11 protein-coding genes are annotated in these 16,081 nt (G+C 72.3%); 7 read left to right on the forward strand and 4 right to left on the reverse strand.

Translation table 11 applies throughout. From position 1 onward, the window contains the following. Positions 1-3 precede the first annotated feature (3 nt). A complete protein-coding gene (locus tag ACZ6TB_RS08875) occupies positions 4-1,116 on the reverse strand; it encodes an ATP-binding protein (protein WP_465552200.1) in 1,113 nt (370 codons plus the stop codon). Then, positions 1,113-4,442 carry a DUF4132 domain-containing protein gene (locus ACZ6TB_RS08880; RefSeq protein ID WP_465552202.1) on the reverse strand — a complete coding sequence of 1,110 codons (3,330 nt, stop codon included), beginning with the start codon at positions 4,440-4,442 and terminating at the stop codon, positions 1,113-1,115. The genes ACZ6TB_RS08875 and ACZ6TB_RS08880 overlap by 4 nt, the downstream gene beginning before the upstream one ends. Before the next feature lie 155 nt (positions 4,443-4,597). Between ACZ6TB_RS08880 and ACZ6TB_RS08885 the strand changes: the two genes are divergently transcribed. From ACZ6TB_RS08885 to ACZ6TB_RS08910, 6 genes are read left to right on the forward strand one after another with little or no spacing between them, the layout of a single operon-like run. Then, positions 4,598-5,239: a GntR family transcriptional regulator gene (locus ACZ6TB_RS08885; RefSeq protein ID WP_465552204.1), complete on the forward strand. Its 642-nt coding sequence runs from the start codon at positions 4,598-4,600 to the stop codon at positions 5,237-5,239. Next, entirely contained in the window at positions 5,236-6,429 is a 1,194-nt protein-coding gene (locus tag ACZ6TB_RS08890; RefSeq protein WP_465552206.1) for a CaiB/BaiF CoA transferase family protein, read from the forward strand. Before ACZ6TB_RS08885 ends, ACZ6TB_RS08890 begins: the two co-directional genes overlap by 4 nt. Before the next feature lie 8 nt (positions 6,430-6,437). Continuing rightward, a complete protein-coding gene (locus ACZ6TB_RS08895) occupies positions 6,438-8,486 on the forward strand; it encodes a hydantoinase/oxoprolinase family protein (protein WP_465552208.1) in 2,049 nt (682 codons plus the stop codon). A 2-nt stretch (positions 8,487-8,488) separates the two neighbouring features. Then, positions 8,489-10,351: a hydantoinase B/oxoprolinase family protein gene (locus ACZ6TB_RS08900; RefSeq protein ID WP_465552210.1), complete on the forward strand. Its 1,863-nt coding sequence runs from the start codon at positions 8,489-8,491 to the stop codon at positions 10,349-10,351. 51 nt (positions 10,352-10,402) lie between these two features. Further along, positions 10,403-11,626: a helix-turn-helix domain-containing protein gene (locus ACZ6TB_RS08905; RefSeq protein ID WP_465552212.1), complete on the forward strand. Its 1,224-nt coding sequence runs from the start codon at positions 10,403-10,405 to the stop codon at positions 11,624-11,626. A 15-nt stretch (positions 11,627-11,641) separates the two neighbouring features. Next, positions 11,642-12,736 (forward strand): class I SAM-dependent methyltransferase, encoded by a 1,095-nt coding sequence (locus tag ACZ6TB_RS08910; protein ID WP_465552214.1) that lies wholly within the window; start codon positions 11,642-11,644, stop codon positions 12,734-12,736. A 39-nt stretch (positions 12,737-12,775) separates the two neighbouring features. On the opposite strand, the gene ACZ6TB_RS08915 is transcribed toward ACZ6TB_RS08910, so the two are convergent. Together ACZ6TB_RS08915 and ACZ6TB_RS08920 are read right to left on the reverse strand one after the other, a co-directional pair. Next, positions 12,776-13,042, reverse strand: coding sequence for a hypothetical protein (locus ACZ6TB_RS08915; RefSeq protein ID WP_465552216.1), 267 nt, complete (start codon positions 13,040-13,042; stop codon positions 12,776-12,778). Between the two features lie 201 nt (positions 13,043-13,243). Then, positions 13,244-14,839: a methyl-accepting chemotaxis protein gene (locus ACZ6TB_RS08920; RefSeq protein ID WP_465552218.1), complete on the reverse strand. Its 1,596-nt coding sequence runs from the start codon at positions 14,837-14,839 to the stop codon at positions 13,244-13,246. Positions 14,840-15,157: 318 nt separating this feature from the next. On the opposite strand from ACZ6TB_RS08920, the gene sigJ reads away from it, so the two are divergent. Continuing rightward, positions 15,158-16,021: an RNA polymerase sigma factor SigJ gene (gene sigJ / locus ACZ6TB_RS08925; protein WP_465552220.1), complete on the forward strand. Its 864-nt coding sequence runs from the start codon at positions 15,158-15,160 to the stop codon at positions 16,019-16,021. The last annotated feature ends 60 nt before the right edge of the window (positions 16,022-16,081 follow it).

Raw genomic sequence — 16,081 nt, forward strand, 5'->3', positions numbered from 1 at the left:
GGCTCAGCCCGGCAGCAGGTGGCGGGCGCGGTGCAGCGCCGTCCACTGGTCGCCGTCGCGCCACGTGACCTGCTGTTCCAGGTAGCGCCGGAGTTTGGCCAGGTCTTCCGGGTTGTCCTTGGCCGCCGTGCCGGCCAGGCAGGAGACCAGATCTTCGGCGTTGCCGGGCTCGCCCCGCAGGAACCAGCCGCGCAGCCCGATCGCGTGCGCCACCGAGACCGCCTCGGCGGTGGACATGACGGCCGAGAGGCGGTCCATCGAGTCACCCCGGGACGTCTCGCCGGTACGCAGCTCGCGGAACGTGGTGACCAGCACCTCGAGGACGTCGCGGCGGGGCTCGGCGGTCACCCCGGAGCGGCGCAGCAGCTTGCCGGCCTCGTCGGCGACCAGGGACAGCTCGGTGCGGAAGTCGGCGATCGGGAAGACGGTCTCGAAGTTGAACCGCCGCTTCAGCGCCGAGCTCATGTCGTTGACGCCGCGGTCGCGGGTGTTCGCGGTGGCGATGATGTTGAAGCCGTCGCGGGCGAACACCATCGCCTCGGGCCCGGTCAGCTCGGGCACCGCCAGCACCCGGTCGGAGAGCGGGGAGAGCAGGCAGTCCTGCACCTCCAGCGGGCAGCGGGTGATCTCCTCGAAGCGGACCGTGCGCCCCTCGCGCATGCCGCGCAGCAGCGGCGCCGGCACCAGCGACCGGGTCGACGGCCCCTCGGCGACCAGCAGCGCGTAGTTCCACGAATAGCGGATCTGGTCCTCGGTGGTGGCCGCGCCGCCCTGGATGGTCAGCGTGGAGTCGCCGCTGACCGCCGCCGCGAGCAGCTCGGACAGCAGCGACTTGGCGGTGCCGGGCTCGCCGACCAGCATGAGGCCGCGGCTGGTGGCCAGCGTGATCAGCGCCCGGTCGATCAGCGACGGGTCGCCGACGAACTTGCGGCTCACCTCGAGCTGCGGGTCGCCGACGACGAACCGGCGGGCGGCCTGCACGCTCAGGTGCCAGCCCGGCGGCCGGGCGGCCCGGTCGGCGGCGCGCAGCCGGGCCAGCTCGCCGGCGAAGCGGACCTCGGCCGGCGGGCGCTGCACCGCGTCGGCGGGCTCGGTGACCTCGACGATGGCGGTCATCGGCTGATCTCGGTGAGGTCGCGGATGATCTCGGAGGCGGCGACCGGATCGAGCCGGGCCAGCGGAAGCCGGCCCGCGGCGCCCCGCCGCCAGCCGGTGCCGCTGCCGTCGTGCAGGAAGACGCCGGTGAGCTTCTGCTCGGGGAACTCGGTCACCATGCCGACCGCGATGCCCGGCTCGAGCGCGACCGCCATCTCGAGCTTGGGGCCGAGCTTGAGCTCGATGTAGCCCTGCATGCCGGCGTCCTGCGGCTGCTCGCGTTTCCAGCCCCGCCGTTCGAGGCCCAGGATCTTGGTGGTCGGTAGGGTCAGGCCCTCGAACCGGGTCAGCTCCGGCGCCGCCGCCTCCTGCGGGCTCAGCGCGAACGTCGAGCGGCTCAGCTGCGGGAAAGGTTGCAGGATCTCGTAGTCGGCGAACAGCTCGGACCAGGCCGGCAGCGCGTCACCGAGGTGCAGCGGATGGGCCACGCCGACGATCGCGTCACCGGCGATCGTGGTCTCGTCGTCGTCCACGGTGGAGAAGGTGCGGTCCTCGGCCACCCGGACGGCGCCGATCAGCTTTCCCGAGGAGTCGAAGACGCCCCAGACCAGGCGGCGCACGATGTGCCACAGCAGCGGGTGCGCCACGAACAGCTCGCGGAACTCGGCGCCGGACCAGCGACGGCCGGTCACCATGGCGGCCTCGAGGCGGCGGATCTGGTCGGCGGCGACCGTGCGCACGTCCTTCTTCAGCGCCGAGAACCGTTTGTACGCGGCGGGGGCCAGCTCGCCGTCGTCCTTGGCGCCCGGTTTCGGCAGGGCCTTGAGGTGCTTGCCGGCGGCGTCCGCCACGTAGGGCCGCAGTTGCTCGTCGAAGCCGACCACGAACTGCCGGGCACCGTAGTCGAGGCGCAGGCTGCCGCCGGGCTCCAGGCCGAAATCGGGCACGAGGCGGTCGGCGAACTGCTCGGCGCTGAGCCCGAGCCCGGCCGCGACCTCGTCCATCTTCTGCTGGGCGCTGGTCTTGAGGCCCTTGAACTTGGCTCGCTGGCTGATCCCGTGCAGGTGCATCAGGGCCACGTCGGTGCCGATCGACGCCAGGATGCGCACGCCGGTGACCGCCTTGGCGTGCCCGCCCTCGCCGGGCCAGGCCAGGATCAGCGGGGTCAGCCGCCGGACGGTCTCGTCGTCGCCGATCAGGCCGAGCACGTCGAGCGCCCAGTTCTCCTTGGCGTTGGCGCCGGAGGAATGCCAGCGCTGGAACAGCTCCCACCCGAACGCGGCGAGCGACTCCGGATCGCAGACCTCTTTGACAACATCGATTCCCGCGTACGGGTCATCCGTGCGCGACAGCGCCAGAACGGTGACCACGTTGGCGACCGCCTCCGCCGGCAGCGCGCCCGCCCCGCCGCGCAGCTCCAGCGGCGGCAGCAGCCCCGGCACCGCCCACGCCGGGTTCGCCGGGATCTTGGCGGGCAGGACGTTCAGCGGGTCGGCGGCCAGTAACGTCTCGACGGCCATCTCGGCCCAGGTGCCGTAGCCGGCGGCGGCCGCTCGGACGGCGTCGGTATGCCCGTCGGCGTGCAGCGCCAGCAGCGCCCGCTCGGCCTGTCGGCGGGCCGTGCCGGCCTTGCCGGCCGCGGCCGGCACCAGCGCCCGGGCCGCCTCGGCCGGGTGCCGCCGCAACCAGGCCAGCGCGGTGCCGCGCACGCTCTTGAGCCGGGTCAGCCAGTCCGCCATGGACGTGGCGATCTCGTTGCTGAAATAGGGCAGCAGGGCCGGGGCGATCTCGGCCGGCGACTTCTCGGCGGTGCGCACCAGCACCGGCAGCGCGTCGAGCTCGAACCGGGCGGCGATCACCCGCATCCAGGAGCCGGCCTGCCAGGTCTGCTCCGGCGTCCACCGCGACAGCAGCGGCCGGGCGACGAGCTCGGGCGCGCGGGTGAAGAACTTGATCGGCTCGTACCAGCCCGAGCGGCCGGTGACGATGCCGGCGGCGAGGGCGGCCCAGTTCTCCTTGCCGTCGAAGTGCATGTCGGACGCCGCCTCGCGCCACTGGTCGCGCTCGCCCGGCAGCCACGTGATCGACGGCCGTTCGTCGCTGGTCAGGCCCTCGACGACGATCGGCTTGGCGGGCTTGGCGCGGTGCTCCCACGGCGGCGACGCCAGCAGCGGCGGGACCGCCCCGGCCGGCGCCTCGACGACGGCCGCGGCGGCGCCGGTGATCGCGGCGACCCGGGCCGCGGCCTCGGCGCCGAGGCCGGGGAGGACCTCGTCGACCAGGTCAGGATGGGCGGCGACGTGGGCGCGCAGCAGGTCGGCGATCGGTCGTGCGGCGCCGGCCTCGGCGAGCAGGCGCAGGGCGCGGGCCGGGAACCGCTCGGCCGCCTCGAGCAGCGCCGGCGACACGTACTTGACGTCGATGCGCTGGATCAGCCCGCTCATCGGCTCGTCGCCGGGCAGCGCGGCGAGCGCCGCGAGCAGGCGGCGCCGGATGTCGGCGCCACGGTCCTCGTCGAACCACTCGAAAAGAGCCGGGGCGGCGGCCGGGCCGAGCCCGTCGACGAAGGTGGCCAGCAGCGGCATCGACCGGCCGACCGCCCACGCGTTGGTCAGCGGGGCCAGCGCGGCCGCCTGCGCGCCGGTGCCGGCCGCCCCGATCAGGGCGGTGACCAGGTATTGGTCGTTGGCCGCGACGGCGTCGGCGATGTCCTGGTCGACCCAGTCGCCGCGCTCGGGGGCGAGCACCGAGGCGGCGACCCGGGCGTAGAGGCTGCCCGCACGGTAGCGCGCGAGCAGCGTGAGGGCGGCCGCGTAGTCGTCCTCGGCGGCGGCGGCGAGCGCCTGCCGGGCCCGGAACAGCATCAGCAGGTGGTCGTCGACCTGCCAGCTGTAGCGGCTCTCGCCCGGCTGCATCGGCCGCACGCAGTAGCGCTGCCCGCTCGTGCCACGGGCGCCGTCCTCGCTGACGCGCAGGGCCATCGCCTCGGCGGCGGCCTCGACCGCGAAGAGCACGCCCCGCTCGGCGAGCCACACGTCGGGAAACGCGTTCATCCGGTGCAGATCGCTCCACTTGCCGAGGGCCGCGGCGACCGACACGGCGGCCGCGCCGGCCGCGGGCGCCCCGGGATCGCCGCCGAGCCAGGCGAGGCCGGCCTGCCGGATGTCGCGGGGGCTGCCCGGCGCCTCGAGGATCAGCCGAACCTGGTTCGGCACGCGGGCGACTTCCTCGTCGACGACCGTGCGGGCCTTGGCGTCGGGCACGAACCGGCCGGCCTCCGCGCCGGCGCGCCGGGCGATCCGGTAGCGGTTCCACGCCTGGGGGAAGACGAACACGTCCTTAGTCATGCTGTGCCTCATCCATGCCGAGCCCTCCTCGAAGATCTGGCCGGAACGGTAGCCGGGGCCTACGACAAAATTGGATTGCATGCAATCTCGGTCTGGATCTTGCTTTGGTGGGACGGCAGGGCCAGGATTGCATGCAATCCAACCGAGGAGGCCCGGTGCGACCAGCGGCGGAGCAGGCGGCGCAGTCCCTGCGGAACGAGATCCTCTCGGGCGCGATCGCCTCCGGCACGAGGCTCGGCGAGGCCGATCTGGCCGGCCGCCTCTCGGTGAGCCGCACCCCGATCCGCGAGGCGCTGTCCCGGCTGGCCGCCGAGGGACTGGTCGAGCTCCAGCCCAACCGCGGCGCCCGCGTCGCGACCTGGAGCACCGAGCAGCTGCGGGAGATCTTCGAACTTCGGCTGCGGCTCGAGCCCTATGCCGTACGCCAGGCCGTGCCCCGCCTGACCGAGGAGCACCTGACCGAGCTGGACGACCTGGCCGGCACCATGACCCGGGCCGGCAAGCCGGGCCGCGGGCAGGACCTCACCGTGATCGTGGAGCTGAACCGGCGCTTCCACGGCCTGTTCATCGACGCCGCCGGCTCGCCCCCGCTGGCCGGCGCGCTGCGCGGCGTCACCCACGCCGCGGTCGTGCACCAGAACTTCCACGACTACACGCCGGACGCGCTGCGCCGCAGCCTCGCCCACCACGTCGAGATGGTGGCGGCGGCCCGGGCCGGCGACGGCGACTGGGCCGAGGCGATCATGCGCGCCCACCTCTACAACGCCCGGGCCACGATGATCGGGGGACGGAAATGACGCTGCCCCTGGCTGACCTGCGCGTCGTCGAGTTCGGCCAGCTGCTCGCCGGACCGTTCTGCGGCCAGTTGCTGGGCGACTTCGGCGCCGAGGTGATCAAGGTCGAGGACCCCGGCCGGGGCGACCCGATGCGGGAGTGGGGCCGCGAGAAACCGCACGGCAAGTCGCTCTGGTGGCCGGTGGTGGCCCGCAACAAGAAGTCGGTGACCTGCGATCTGCGTACGGCCGAGGGCCAAGCCCTGATCCGCAAGCTGATCGACACCGCCGACATCGTGGTCGAGAACTTCCGGCCCGGCACGCTGGAGCGCTGGGGGATGGCGCCCGAGACGCTCTGGGAGACCAACCCGGGCCTGGTCGTCACGCGGGTCACCGGCTACGGCCAGACCGGCCCCTACGCCGGCCGCGCCGGGTTCGGCTCGATCGGCGAGGCCATGGGCGGCATCCGGTACGTGATGGGTGACCCCGACCGGGCCCCGGTCCGGGCCGGCATCTCGCTCGGTGATTCGCTGGCCGCGACGTACGCCTGCTTGGGAACGCTCGTCGCCGTTCACCACCGGGAGCGCACCGGCCGTGGCCAGGTGGTCGACTCCGCGATCTACGAGGCCGTGCTGGCGATGATGGAGTCGCTGCTGCCGGAGTGGGCGATCGCCGGCTACCAGCGCGAGCGCACCGGCGCCGTGCTGCCCAACGTCTCGCCCAGCAACGTCTACCCGACCGGTGACGGCGACCTGATCCTGATCGCCGCCAACCAGGACAGCGTGTTCGGCCGGCTCGCCGCGGTCATGAAAAGGCCGGAACTGGCGACAAATCCGGAGTACGCCACCCATTCGGCCCGCGGCGCTTCCATGGCCGAGCTCGACGTCCTGATCGCCGAGTGGACGGCCACCCAGCCGGCCGACGATCTGCTGGCGATGCTGCACGAGGGCGGCGTGCCCGCCGGAAGAATCTTCCGGGCCAAGGACATGTTCGCCGACCAGCACTTTCAGGCCCGGGAAGCGATCGTCACGGTCCCGCATCCCGACTTCGGCGAGATCCCGATGCAGAACGCGACCCCGAAATTGTCGGTGACCCCTGGCCGAGTGCGCTCCGCCGGCCCGGCCCTGGGCGAGCACAACGACGAGATCTACGGCGGCCTGATCGGCCTCGACGAAACGGAGCGCGCGCGCCTGCGCCAAGACAAGATCATCTAAGGAGAAGCATGTCCTATCGACTCGGCGTGGATGTGGGCGGCACGTTTACCGACGTGCTGCTGGTCGACGAGGAAACGGGTTCGACGTGGCGGGCCAAGACCGCCTCGACGCCGAGCGATCAATCTGTGGGCGTGCTCCACGGCATCGACAAGGTGTGCGCGGAGGCCGGCATCGACCGGTCCGCGGTCGCCCACGTGCTGCACGGCACCACGGTCGCCACGAACGCGATCCTCGAGGGAAAGGGCGCCACGGTCGGCCTGGTGACGACCGAGGGCTTCCGGCAGGTGCTGCAGATCGCCCGCTCGTTCGTGCCCGGCGGCCTGGCCGGCTGGATCATCTGGCCCAAACCCGAGCCCCTGGCGGCCCTGGAGAACACGGTCGAGGTTCCGGAACGAACCGGCAGCGACGGTACGATCGTCCGCCCGCTCGACGAGGATAAGGCGCGCGAGCAGCTGCGCCGCCTGCGGGCCAACGGCGTCGAGGCGCTCGCCATCTCGCTGATCAACGCGTTCGCGAACGACGCGCACGAGCGTCGCCTCCTCGAGATAGCCCGGGAGGAGCTGCCCGGCATCGAGGTCTCGCTCTCCAGCGTGGTGCTGCCCGAGATGCGGGAGTACGAGCGCGCCCTGACCACGGTCGCGAACGGTTACGTGCAGCCGCAGGTGTCCCGCTACGTCGCCAGCCTGAAGGCGAAACTGGCCGGCGAGGGCGTGCCGGCCGAGCTGTCGATCCTGCGCAGCGACGGCGGTCTGTCGGCGGCCGAGGCGGCGATCGCGGCGCCGGTGACCATGCTGCTGTCCGGCCCGGCCGGCGGCGTGACCGGCGCGGTCTGGGTGGCCGAGCAGTCCGGGCACACCGAGCTGCTCACCTTCGACATGGGCGGCACCTCGACCGACGTCGCGCTGGTGCAGGGCGCGCAGGCGCGCATCGGGCGCGAGACCAAGGTGGGTGACCTCACGGTCCGTGCCTCGGCGGTGGACGTACGCACGGTGGGCGCCGGCGGTGGATCGGTCGCCCACGTTCCGCAGCTGACCCGCGCGCTCCGGGTCGGGCCGCAGTCCGCCGGCGCCGAGCCGGGCCCGGCCGCCTACGGCAAGGGCGGCGCCGACCCGACCGTGACCGACGCGAACGTGGTGCTCGGCTACCTCCCGGCGGCCCTGGCCGGCGGCGAGATCACCCTCGACCGCGAGGCGGCCCGCGCCGCCGTCCAGACGATCGCCGACGCCATGGGCCTGGAGTCGGCCGAGCAGGCCGCGGCCGGGATCATCGACATCGTCAACGAGAACATGCTCGGCGGCCTGCGCCTGGTGAGCGTCCAGCAGGGTTTCGACCCGCGCGAGTTCGCCCTGGTCGCGTTCGGCGGGGCCGGCCCGCTGCACGCCAACGCGCTCGGCCGGCTGACCGGCGCCTGGCCCGTGATCGTCCCGCCCTCGCCCGGCGTGCTCTGCGCCCTCGGCGACGCCACGACGTCGGCCCGCGACGAGTCGGCCCGGACGGTGCTGCGCAAACTCGGCGACCTGTCCGCCGAGGAGTTCGCCGGCATATTCCGGGACTTGTCGGAATCAGCGGCCGCGCGGCTCGCCGAGCAGGGTGTTCCTTCCGCGCAAATCGGATATTCCGCTGATGTCAGGTTCGTCGGCCAGGGCAACGAACTGCCGGTCACCTTTGACCTCGACGACGGCCCATCGGGGCTGGCCGCGAAGTTCGACCGGGAGCACGAGCGCCTCTTCTCCTTCACCCTCCCGGTCGACCACGAGCTCGTGAACGCCCGGGCCACGGTGACCGGCCCCCGCCCGACCGTGACCCCGATCCACCTGGAGAAGGGCGACGGCGACCCGGCCGGGGCCCGCACCGGCGACACCCGTATCTACGTCGACGGCCACTTCGTCGACGCCGCCCTCTACGACCGTCTCAAGCTGCGCGCCGGGGACGTCATCCCCGGTCCCGCCATCGTCACCGAGATGGACTCGACCACCCTGATCCTTCCCGGACACGCGGCCACCGCCGACCCCAGCGGCAGCCTCCTGATCCGCCCGACCGAGACCCAGGAGGCCTAGCCATGGCCCGCATCGTGGAGACCGGCGGCGACCCGGTCGCGAAGGTGGACGTCGACCCGGTCACGCTCGACCTGGTCGAGAACGGGCTGCGCAACGCCCGTTACGAGATGGACGAGGTGCTGTTCCGCACCGCCCTGTCGCCCGGCATCCGGGAGCAGCACGACGAGTTCCCGCTGATCGCCGACCCCGGCGGCAAGATGGTCGTCGGCCAGTTCGGCCTCTCCATCCCCGACTTCCTGGCCGGGTTCGCCGGCGACATCGGCGAGGGCGACATCCTGCTCACCTCCGACCCGTACGCGTGCGGCGCCGCGATCAGCCACGCCAACGACTGGCTGGTGGTGATGCCGATCTTCGTCGAGGGCCGGGTCGTCGGCTGGTCCTCGATGTTCGGCCACATGTCCGACGTGGGCGGCAAGACGCCGTCGTCGATGCCGACCGACGCGAAGACCATCTACGAGGAGGGCGTGGTCATCCCGCCCTTCAAGCTGTACGACGCGGGGAAGCTCAACGAGGACGCCTTGCGCATCATCCTCAACCAGGTGCGCGTGCCCGACTGGAACCGCGCCGACCTGAACGGCCTGGTGGCGGCGTGCCGGACGGCCGCGCGGCGGGTCACCGAGATGTGCTCCCGGTTCGGCGTCGCGACGTACCTCTCCGCCCTGGATGCTCTTCTCCAGCGCAACTACGACGCCATGAAGACGCTGCTGCACGTGGTCTTCGAGGAGGACCGCACGCTCTCGTTCACCGACTACATCTGCGACGACGGGGTGGGCTTCGGCCCGTACGAGCTGAAGCTGTCCCTGACCCGCACCGGCGACAAGGTGCACCTCGACTTCACCGGCTCGTCCCCGCAGGCGATCGGCCCGGTGAACTACTACCTGAACGAGAACCTGGCCCGGATGTTCTTCGGCATCTACATGATCACCGTGGCCGATCCGCAGATCCTCTGGAACGACGGCTTCTACCCGCTGGTCGACGTGACGATTCCCGACGGCTCGTACTGGAAACCTCGCCACCCGGCCGCGCTGAACGCCCGCAACCACGGCATCGGCCGGGTGTTCGACCTGTTCGGCGGGCTGCTCGGGCAGACCAACCCGGCGCTCCTGAACGCGGCCGGCTTTTCCTCGTCGCCGCACTTCATGTATTCCGGGAACTACTCCGGCGGCGACCGCAAGGGGGAGTGGTTCCAGCTCTACTCGATCGGGTTCGGCGGCATCCCCGGGCGGCCGCTCGGCGACGGGCCGGACGGTCATTCGCTGTGGCCGAGCTTCGTCAACATCCCGTGCGAGTTCCTCGAGTCGTACTACCCGCTGCGGATCGAGAAGTGGGAGACGGTCGCGGACACCGGCGGCGCGGGACTGCACCGCGGCGGGAACGGGGTCGACGTGGCCTACCGGTTCCTCGAGCCCGGCACGATCGCGATCCACGACGACCGGTGGCTGACCTATCCGTGGGGCGTCAACGGCGGCGAGCCCGGCGCGCGCGGCCGCAAGTGGATCGACCGGGCGTCCGGCGAGCGCGAGATGCTGCCCAGCAAATGCCACGACGTGCCGGTGCGGCCCGGCGACGTGCTGCACTTCGTGACCTGGGGCGGCGGCGGGTGGGGAGATCCGCTCCATCGTGACGCGGCGCTGGTCGCCCTCGAGGTCCGGCGCGGGCTGGTCACGGAGGCCGGCGCCCGGCGGTACGGCGTGGTCGTGGCCGCCGACGGGACGGTCGACGACTCGGCGACCGACGCCTTGCGGTCGTCGATGCGGCGCGAGGAACTGCCGGTGTTCGACATGGGACCGCCGCTGGAGGTGATCCTGGAACGCTGCGAGGAGGAGACCGGGTTGCCGGCGCCGACCCGGCCGGTCTGGACCTGACCGGTACGGGCATGCACCACCGGGTGGCGGCGGCGCGCTTACGGTCCGGTCATGACGCCACGACCGACGGCCGACCCGGCCATCGGCGACCGGATCCAGGCCCGCCGCCACCGGCACGGGTGGAGCATCCGGTACGCCGCCGCCCGCGCCGGACTCTCCCACGCCACCTGGAGCCGCATCGAGCGCGGCCTCCAGGCGGCCGACAACCGGTTCACCCTGGCCGACATCGCCGCCGCGCTGGAGTGCGCCCCGTCCGACCTGGCCGGCACCCCGGTCCCGGCCGCCGACCGCGAGGCGGCGGCCGCGCTGGCCGCCGTGCACGGCATCCGCCAGGCGCTCATCGACATCGACCCCGCCGAGCCGCCGTCCGCCCCGCCACCGGGCGGGCTCGGCGAGGCGCCTTCCGCTCCGCCGCCGGGTGGGCTTGGCGCGCGGCTGGCCGAGGCCGACACGCTGCGGCGGGCCTGCGACTATGCGGGGGCCGCCCGGATGTTGCCGGATCTTCTGCGGGACGCGCACGCGGCGGCGGAGTATCGGGTGCTGTGCGATGCGGCGTTCATCGCGTCCTCGGTGTTGCGCAATCTCGGGCACGTCGCGGAGGCCTGGCTCGGTGCGGAACGCTGCCGTGACGCCGCGGCGGCCTCGGGCGATCCCGTTCTCGGGGCCTACGCCGCCTATGCGCGGGCCTGCGCGGCCAACGCCTGCGGCTCCTACGCGCGGGGGCTCGCGATCGCGGTTCGGGCGGCGGACGAGCTGGCGGCGCACGTCGGGCAGCCCGGCGGGGCGGAAGTGCTCGGCACGCTGCAACTGCTGTGCTCCTGCTCGACCCGCGCGCTCAAACGGGGCGACGAGAGCCGTGGGTGGGCGGCCGAGGCCGGGGAACTGGCGCGGCGGACCGGGGAGACGACCACGCTCGGGCTTTACTTCGGACCTACCAACGTGGACATCTGGCGGGTCGGGATCGAGGCGGACGGCGGGGATCCGGGGGAAGCGGCCGCCATCGCCGGTGGGGTCAACCCGGCGGTCGTGCCGGTCGGGTTCCGGCAGGTGTTCCTCTATGCCGACACGGCGCGGGCTCTCTCGCGGCTGCGGGGGCGGGACCGGGACGCGATCCGGTTCCTGCTGACGGCGGAACGGGTGGCGCCGCAGCACGTCCATACGTCGGCGGTTGCCCGGGAGACCACGCGGGTGCTGCTCGAACGGTCCCGGCTGCGGGCCGGAGGGGCTGAGCTTCGGGGGTTGTCCGAACGCTTCTCCCTCACAAGAACGACATAAACGATAAATTGCGGTATGCGATGGGAGTCGAAGGCCCTGATTCAGAAGGCTTGCGCGGTGGCGCCCGGCGGGGCCGCGCTCTACCAGGTCATCCAGCGGCGGTTCGGCCGGTTGTCGGACGATCCGTTCCGGCGGCTTCCGCAGCACGCGGCCATGCTGCGGCGGCTGGTCGACCAGGGCTTCCGGCTGGACGGGATGCGGTGCCTCGAGATCGGCACCGGGCATCTGCCGGCCGCGCCGGTCGGGTTCTATCTGGCCGGCGCGTCCGAGGTGGTGACGGTCGACCTGCACCGGCGGCTGAATCCCGGGTTGACCCTCTCGATGCTGCGGCGGCTCACGGCGTACGGGAACCGGGTCGTTGATCTTTATGAAGGTTTGATCCCGGCCGACCTGTTGCGCCGGCGGCTCGCCGTGATCGCCGAGATGCACGGCCGGCCGGTGCACGAGATCCTCGACCGGATCGGCGTGCACTACGAGGCGCCGGGGGACGCCTCGCGGATGCCGGACGCGGACGGCAGCTTCGACCTGAGCTTCTCGATGACCGTGCTCGAGCATGTGACCCCGCGGGCGCTGCGCGACATCCTGGCCGAGTCGCGCCGGCTGCTGAAGCCGTCGGGCTTCGCGGCGCACCTGATCGACCCGAGCGACCATTTCGCGCACCAGGACCCGCGGATCACCCGGATCAACTTCCTGCGCTTCTCGGCGAGCCAGTGGCGGCGGGTGGGCGGCAACGAGTTCGCCTACTGCAACCGGCTGCGCGGCTCGCAGCTGGAGCGCATGTTCACCGACGCGGGCTTCGACATCGAACGGTGCGAGCGCACGATCGACGAGCCGTCGCGGGCCGCGCTGGAGGGCGGCTTTCCGGTGCACCCGGATTTCGGCCGTTTCAGCCCGGCCGATCTGTGCACGACGGAGATCGAGGTGTACGCCAAGCCGCAGGCCGGCGCCTCATCCGCGCTGGATGAGGGGGCCGGGCTCGCGCCCGATGCCGCGGCCGGGCTCGCGCCGAATGCCGCGGCCGGGCTCGCGCCCGATGCTGTGGCCGGGCTCGCGCCCGAACCCGCGCGCGAAGATGCGGCCGCGCACGACAAGGCCGGCCGCGCACGATAACGCCCGCCGCGCCCTGACTAAGCGGCGCAACGCCAGGGATCAGCGGCCCGTCCGCCAGCGATAGTTCCGGACCGCGAGGGCCGCGACCGCACCCAGGGCGACCGCGCACGTGAGCACCACGCCGCGCCAGCCCCAGGCGACCATCGCCATCGAGAGGAACGCCCACACCACGCCGCCGACGATCAGGACCGTTATCAGCAGCGGGCGCGGCCAGGGTGCCGTGCCCGTCCGTGCCAGGGACGGGTAATCGGCGGTCAGTCGTTCGACTATGCCGTCGAACTCCTGCCGCGTGTCCTCGGTGCCCATCCGACGCCCTCCTCCTCGAGCCGACACGCCGGCCCGACCGGTTCGCAGGACCGCTCAGGCCGGAAGCGTACGTCCTGAACCTGTCAAAACGATCCCTCTGAACGGATGAGCCGCGCCCACCGCGAAGGTGGGCATTACCGGATGCTCCCATCTGTCCGGAATATCCGACTGGGTGGAGGACGCTTCCGCCTACCCCTCTGTTTACACCCGGAATCCGCCGATGACCCGGCTCAGCTCGCGGCTCGTTTCGGTGAGGTCGGCGATCGCCCGCTGGGAGTCGTCCACGGCGGTCACCGTCGCCGTCGCCGCGTCCGAGAACTCGCCCATCGTCGCCGCGATGCTCGTCGCCCCCGTCGCCGCGTGCGAGACGCTCCCGCGCAGCACGTCGCTGGTGGCGCTCTGCTCCTCCACCGCCGCCGCGATCGTGTTCTGGTGCTCGCGGATCCGCTCGATGACCGAGGTGATCTCCTCGATCGACGCGCTCGTCTCCCGGGTGTCGGCCTGGATGGCGGCGACCTGCTCGATGATCGCCTCGGTGGCCTTGGCCGTCTCCTGCGCCAGATCCTTGACCTCGCTGGCGACCACCGCGAACCCCTTGCCGGTCTCGCCCGCCCGCGCCGCCTCGATCGTCGCGTTGAGCGCCAGCAGGTTCGTCTGGTTCGCGATCGCCGTGATCAGCTCGACCACATGCGAGATCTCCGCCGACGACTGCGACAGCCGCGCCACCTGAACCCCGGTCCGTTGCGCGGTGTCGCTGGCCTCGGCCGCCACCTGCGCCACCTCGGACGCGCTGCGCGCGATCTCCTGAATGGTCGCGGTCATCTCATCACTTCCGGTGGCCGCGTGGCTCATGTCGTCGGCGACCGTACGCGTATCGCCGCTCACCCGTCCCGACCCGTCGCTGACCTGCCGCGCCGATCGCTCGACGATGGCGGTGCTCCCGTTGAGCCGGTCCGTCGAGCTCGCGATCGTGGTCGACGACCGGGCCAGCACCGCCACCGTGTCGCGCATGACCGCCACCGCCCGGTCGACGTCGCCGGCCATCACGCCGATCTCGTCGCGCCGGTCCATGTGGAGCGTTCCGGTCAGGTCGCCGTCCGCCACCGCCCGCAGCACGTGCGAGACGCGTCCCATCGGCCGCACCACCCCGCGCACGACGAGGGTGCCGACCGCGGCCGCCAGCAGAAGCCCGATACCCAGCACCGTGAGCACGAGCGCCCGCCGGTCGCGGTACGTCCGCTCGACGTCCGCCGCGGCCTGCTCGGCGTCCTTCTCCTCGTCCGCCGCCATCGCCTCGATCGCCGCCGCGGCCTGCTCGTAGAGCGGCTGGGCCTGATCGGCGTTGACGCTCTCGAACCGCTCCCGGTTGTCGGCCCGGCTCAGCGGCAGCAACGTCTCGTCGCGCAGCTTCTGATAGGCGAGCCAGGCCTTGGTCAGCGTCCCCAGCTGTTCCGCGCTGCCCGCATACTGCCCGCTGACGTAGTCGGCGAGCGCCGCCTCGAACGCGGCATCGTCCGCGTCGAGCTCCTTCTCCGCCGCGTCCATCTGCGCGCCGGTCGGGGACGCGTTGTGGTTGAGCAGGTGGATCGCCGTGTCCGCGATCGTCTGCCGCACGGCCGCCAGCTGCGCCGTGTTGGTGAGGTTCTCCGACGAGATGGCGTCGGCCTTGTCCGCGACGCCGCGGAGCCCGATCACCCCGACGACCCCGACGATGACGGCCGCCAGCGCCATCACGGCCAGGGCCGCGCCCACCTTGGTTCGCAGCCGACGATCGCGAGCCCAGTCGCCGAGAGCCACCGCACCACGCCTCTCTGACGGTCGTGTTCCCCGCAACTAAGTTCGACCGTTTCCGAAACCACCTGAGCAACGAAGATCCGCTAGTTGGGGTCGGTGGCCTTGCTCTGCTTACCTGGGCGCGCCGGGGGTGGTGGCCTTGCTCTGCTTACCCAGGCGCGCCGGGGCGGGCCGGGTGCGCGGTGACGGTGGGGCGCGTCGGATGCGCTGTGAAGGCGTGGGGCGCGCGGTGACGGCGGGGCGGATGGTGCCGTTGGGGGAGCGGGTCACGTTTGGGCGGGCTGTTTCGTCGGGAGAGGGGAACGAGGGGGGACCATACCGATGACCAGCGCGATTCTGAACGAGCGGCGGCAACTGCTGAACCTCGCCTACCGGCTGCTCGGCTCGCTCGCCGACGCTGAGGACGTGGTGCAGGAGGCCTATGCCCGCTGGTACGCGATGCCCGAGCCGCGGCGGGAGGCGATCGACAACCCGGGCGCCTGGATGATGCGGGTCGCGGGGCGGATCTGTCTCGATCAGTTGCGGTCGGCCCGGGTGCGGCGGGAGCGGTATGTCGGGGAGTGGCTGCCCGAGCCGGTGCCGGGCGACGGGGCGATCGACGACCCGGCCGATCGGATCACGCTGGACGAGTCGGTCAACATGGCGTTTCTGGTGGTGCTGGAGTCGATGACGCCGGCCGAGCGGGTCGCGTTCGTGCTGCACGACGTGTTCCGGTATCCGTTCGCGGACGTCGCCGACATCGTCGGGCGGACGCCGGCGGCGTGCCGGCAGCTGGCGGTGTCGGCTCGTCGTCGCGTCGATGTCGCGCGGGCGCCGGTGACCCCGGTGGCGCAGCAGGCGGCGGTGGTGCGCGACTTCAAGCGGGCGTGGGAGGCGTGCGACATCCGGGCGCTGATCGGCGTGCTCGACCCGAACGCGGTGGCCGTCGGCGACGGCGGGGGCGTGGCGACCGCGGAGCCGCGGCCGGTTTCCGGGAACGAGCGGATCGCGTACGGGCTGGTCGACATCGCGTCCCGGGCGGGCGCGATGACGCTGCTCGAACGGACGGTCAACGGGCGGCCGGGTCTGATCGCCCAGCAGGACGGGGTGACGACCACGGTGCTGGCGTTCGAGGTCGCCGGCGATCGGATCACGCGGATCTGGGCCGTTCGCAATCCGGAGAAGCTGCGGCCGTGGGGGCGCTGACCGGGCTTCCCGGCATAGAACGCTAGATCGGTTCAATTAGGACGGCGGGCCGGAATTTCG

Source organism: Actinoplanes sp. NPDC051537 (genome assembly GCF_055586105.1).

Coding starts and splice junctions, on each gene's coding strand:
- ACZ6TB_RS08875 (WP_465552200.1), bottom strand. CDS start 1,116: ATGACCGCCATCGTCGAGGTCACCGAGCCCGCCGACGCGGTGCAGCGC.
- ACZ6TB_RS08880 (WP_465552202.1), bottom strand. CDS start 4,442: ATGACTAAGGACGTGTTCGTCTTCCCCCAGGCGTGGAACCGCTACCGG.
- ACZ6TB_RS08890 (WP_465552206.1), top strand. CDS start 5,236: ATGACGCTGCCCCTGGCTGACCTGCGCGTCGTCGAGTTCGGCCAGCTG.
- ACZ6TB_RS08895 (WP_465552208.1), top strand. CDS start 6,438: ATGTCCTATCGACTCGGCGTGGATGTGGGCGGCACGTTTACCGACGTG.
- ACZ6TB_RS08900 (WP_465552210.1), top strand. CDS start 8,489: ATGGCCCGCATCGTGGAGACCGGCGGCGACCCGGTCGCGAAGGTGGAC.
- ACZ6TB_RS08905 (WP_465552212.1), top strand. CDS start 10,403: ATGACGCCACGACCGACGGCCGACCCGGCCATCGGCGACCGGATCCAG.
- ACZ6TB_RS08910 (WP_465552214.1), top strand. CDS start 11,642: ATGCGATGGGAGTCGAAGGCCCTGATTCAGAAGGCTTGCGCGGTGGCG.
- ACZ6TB_RS08915 (WP_465552216.1), bottom strand. CDS start 13,042: ATGGGCACCGAGGACACGCGGCAGGAGTTCGACGGCATAGTCGAACGA.
- sigJ (WP_465552220.1), top strand. CDS start 15,158: ATGACCAGCGCGATTCTGAACGAGCGGCGGCAACTGCTGAACCTCGCC.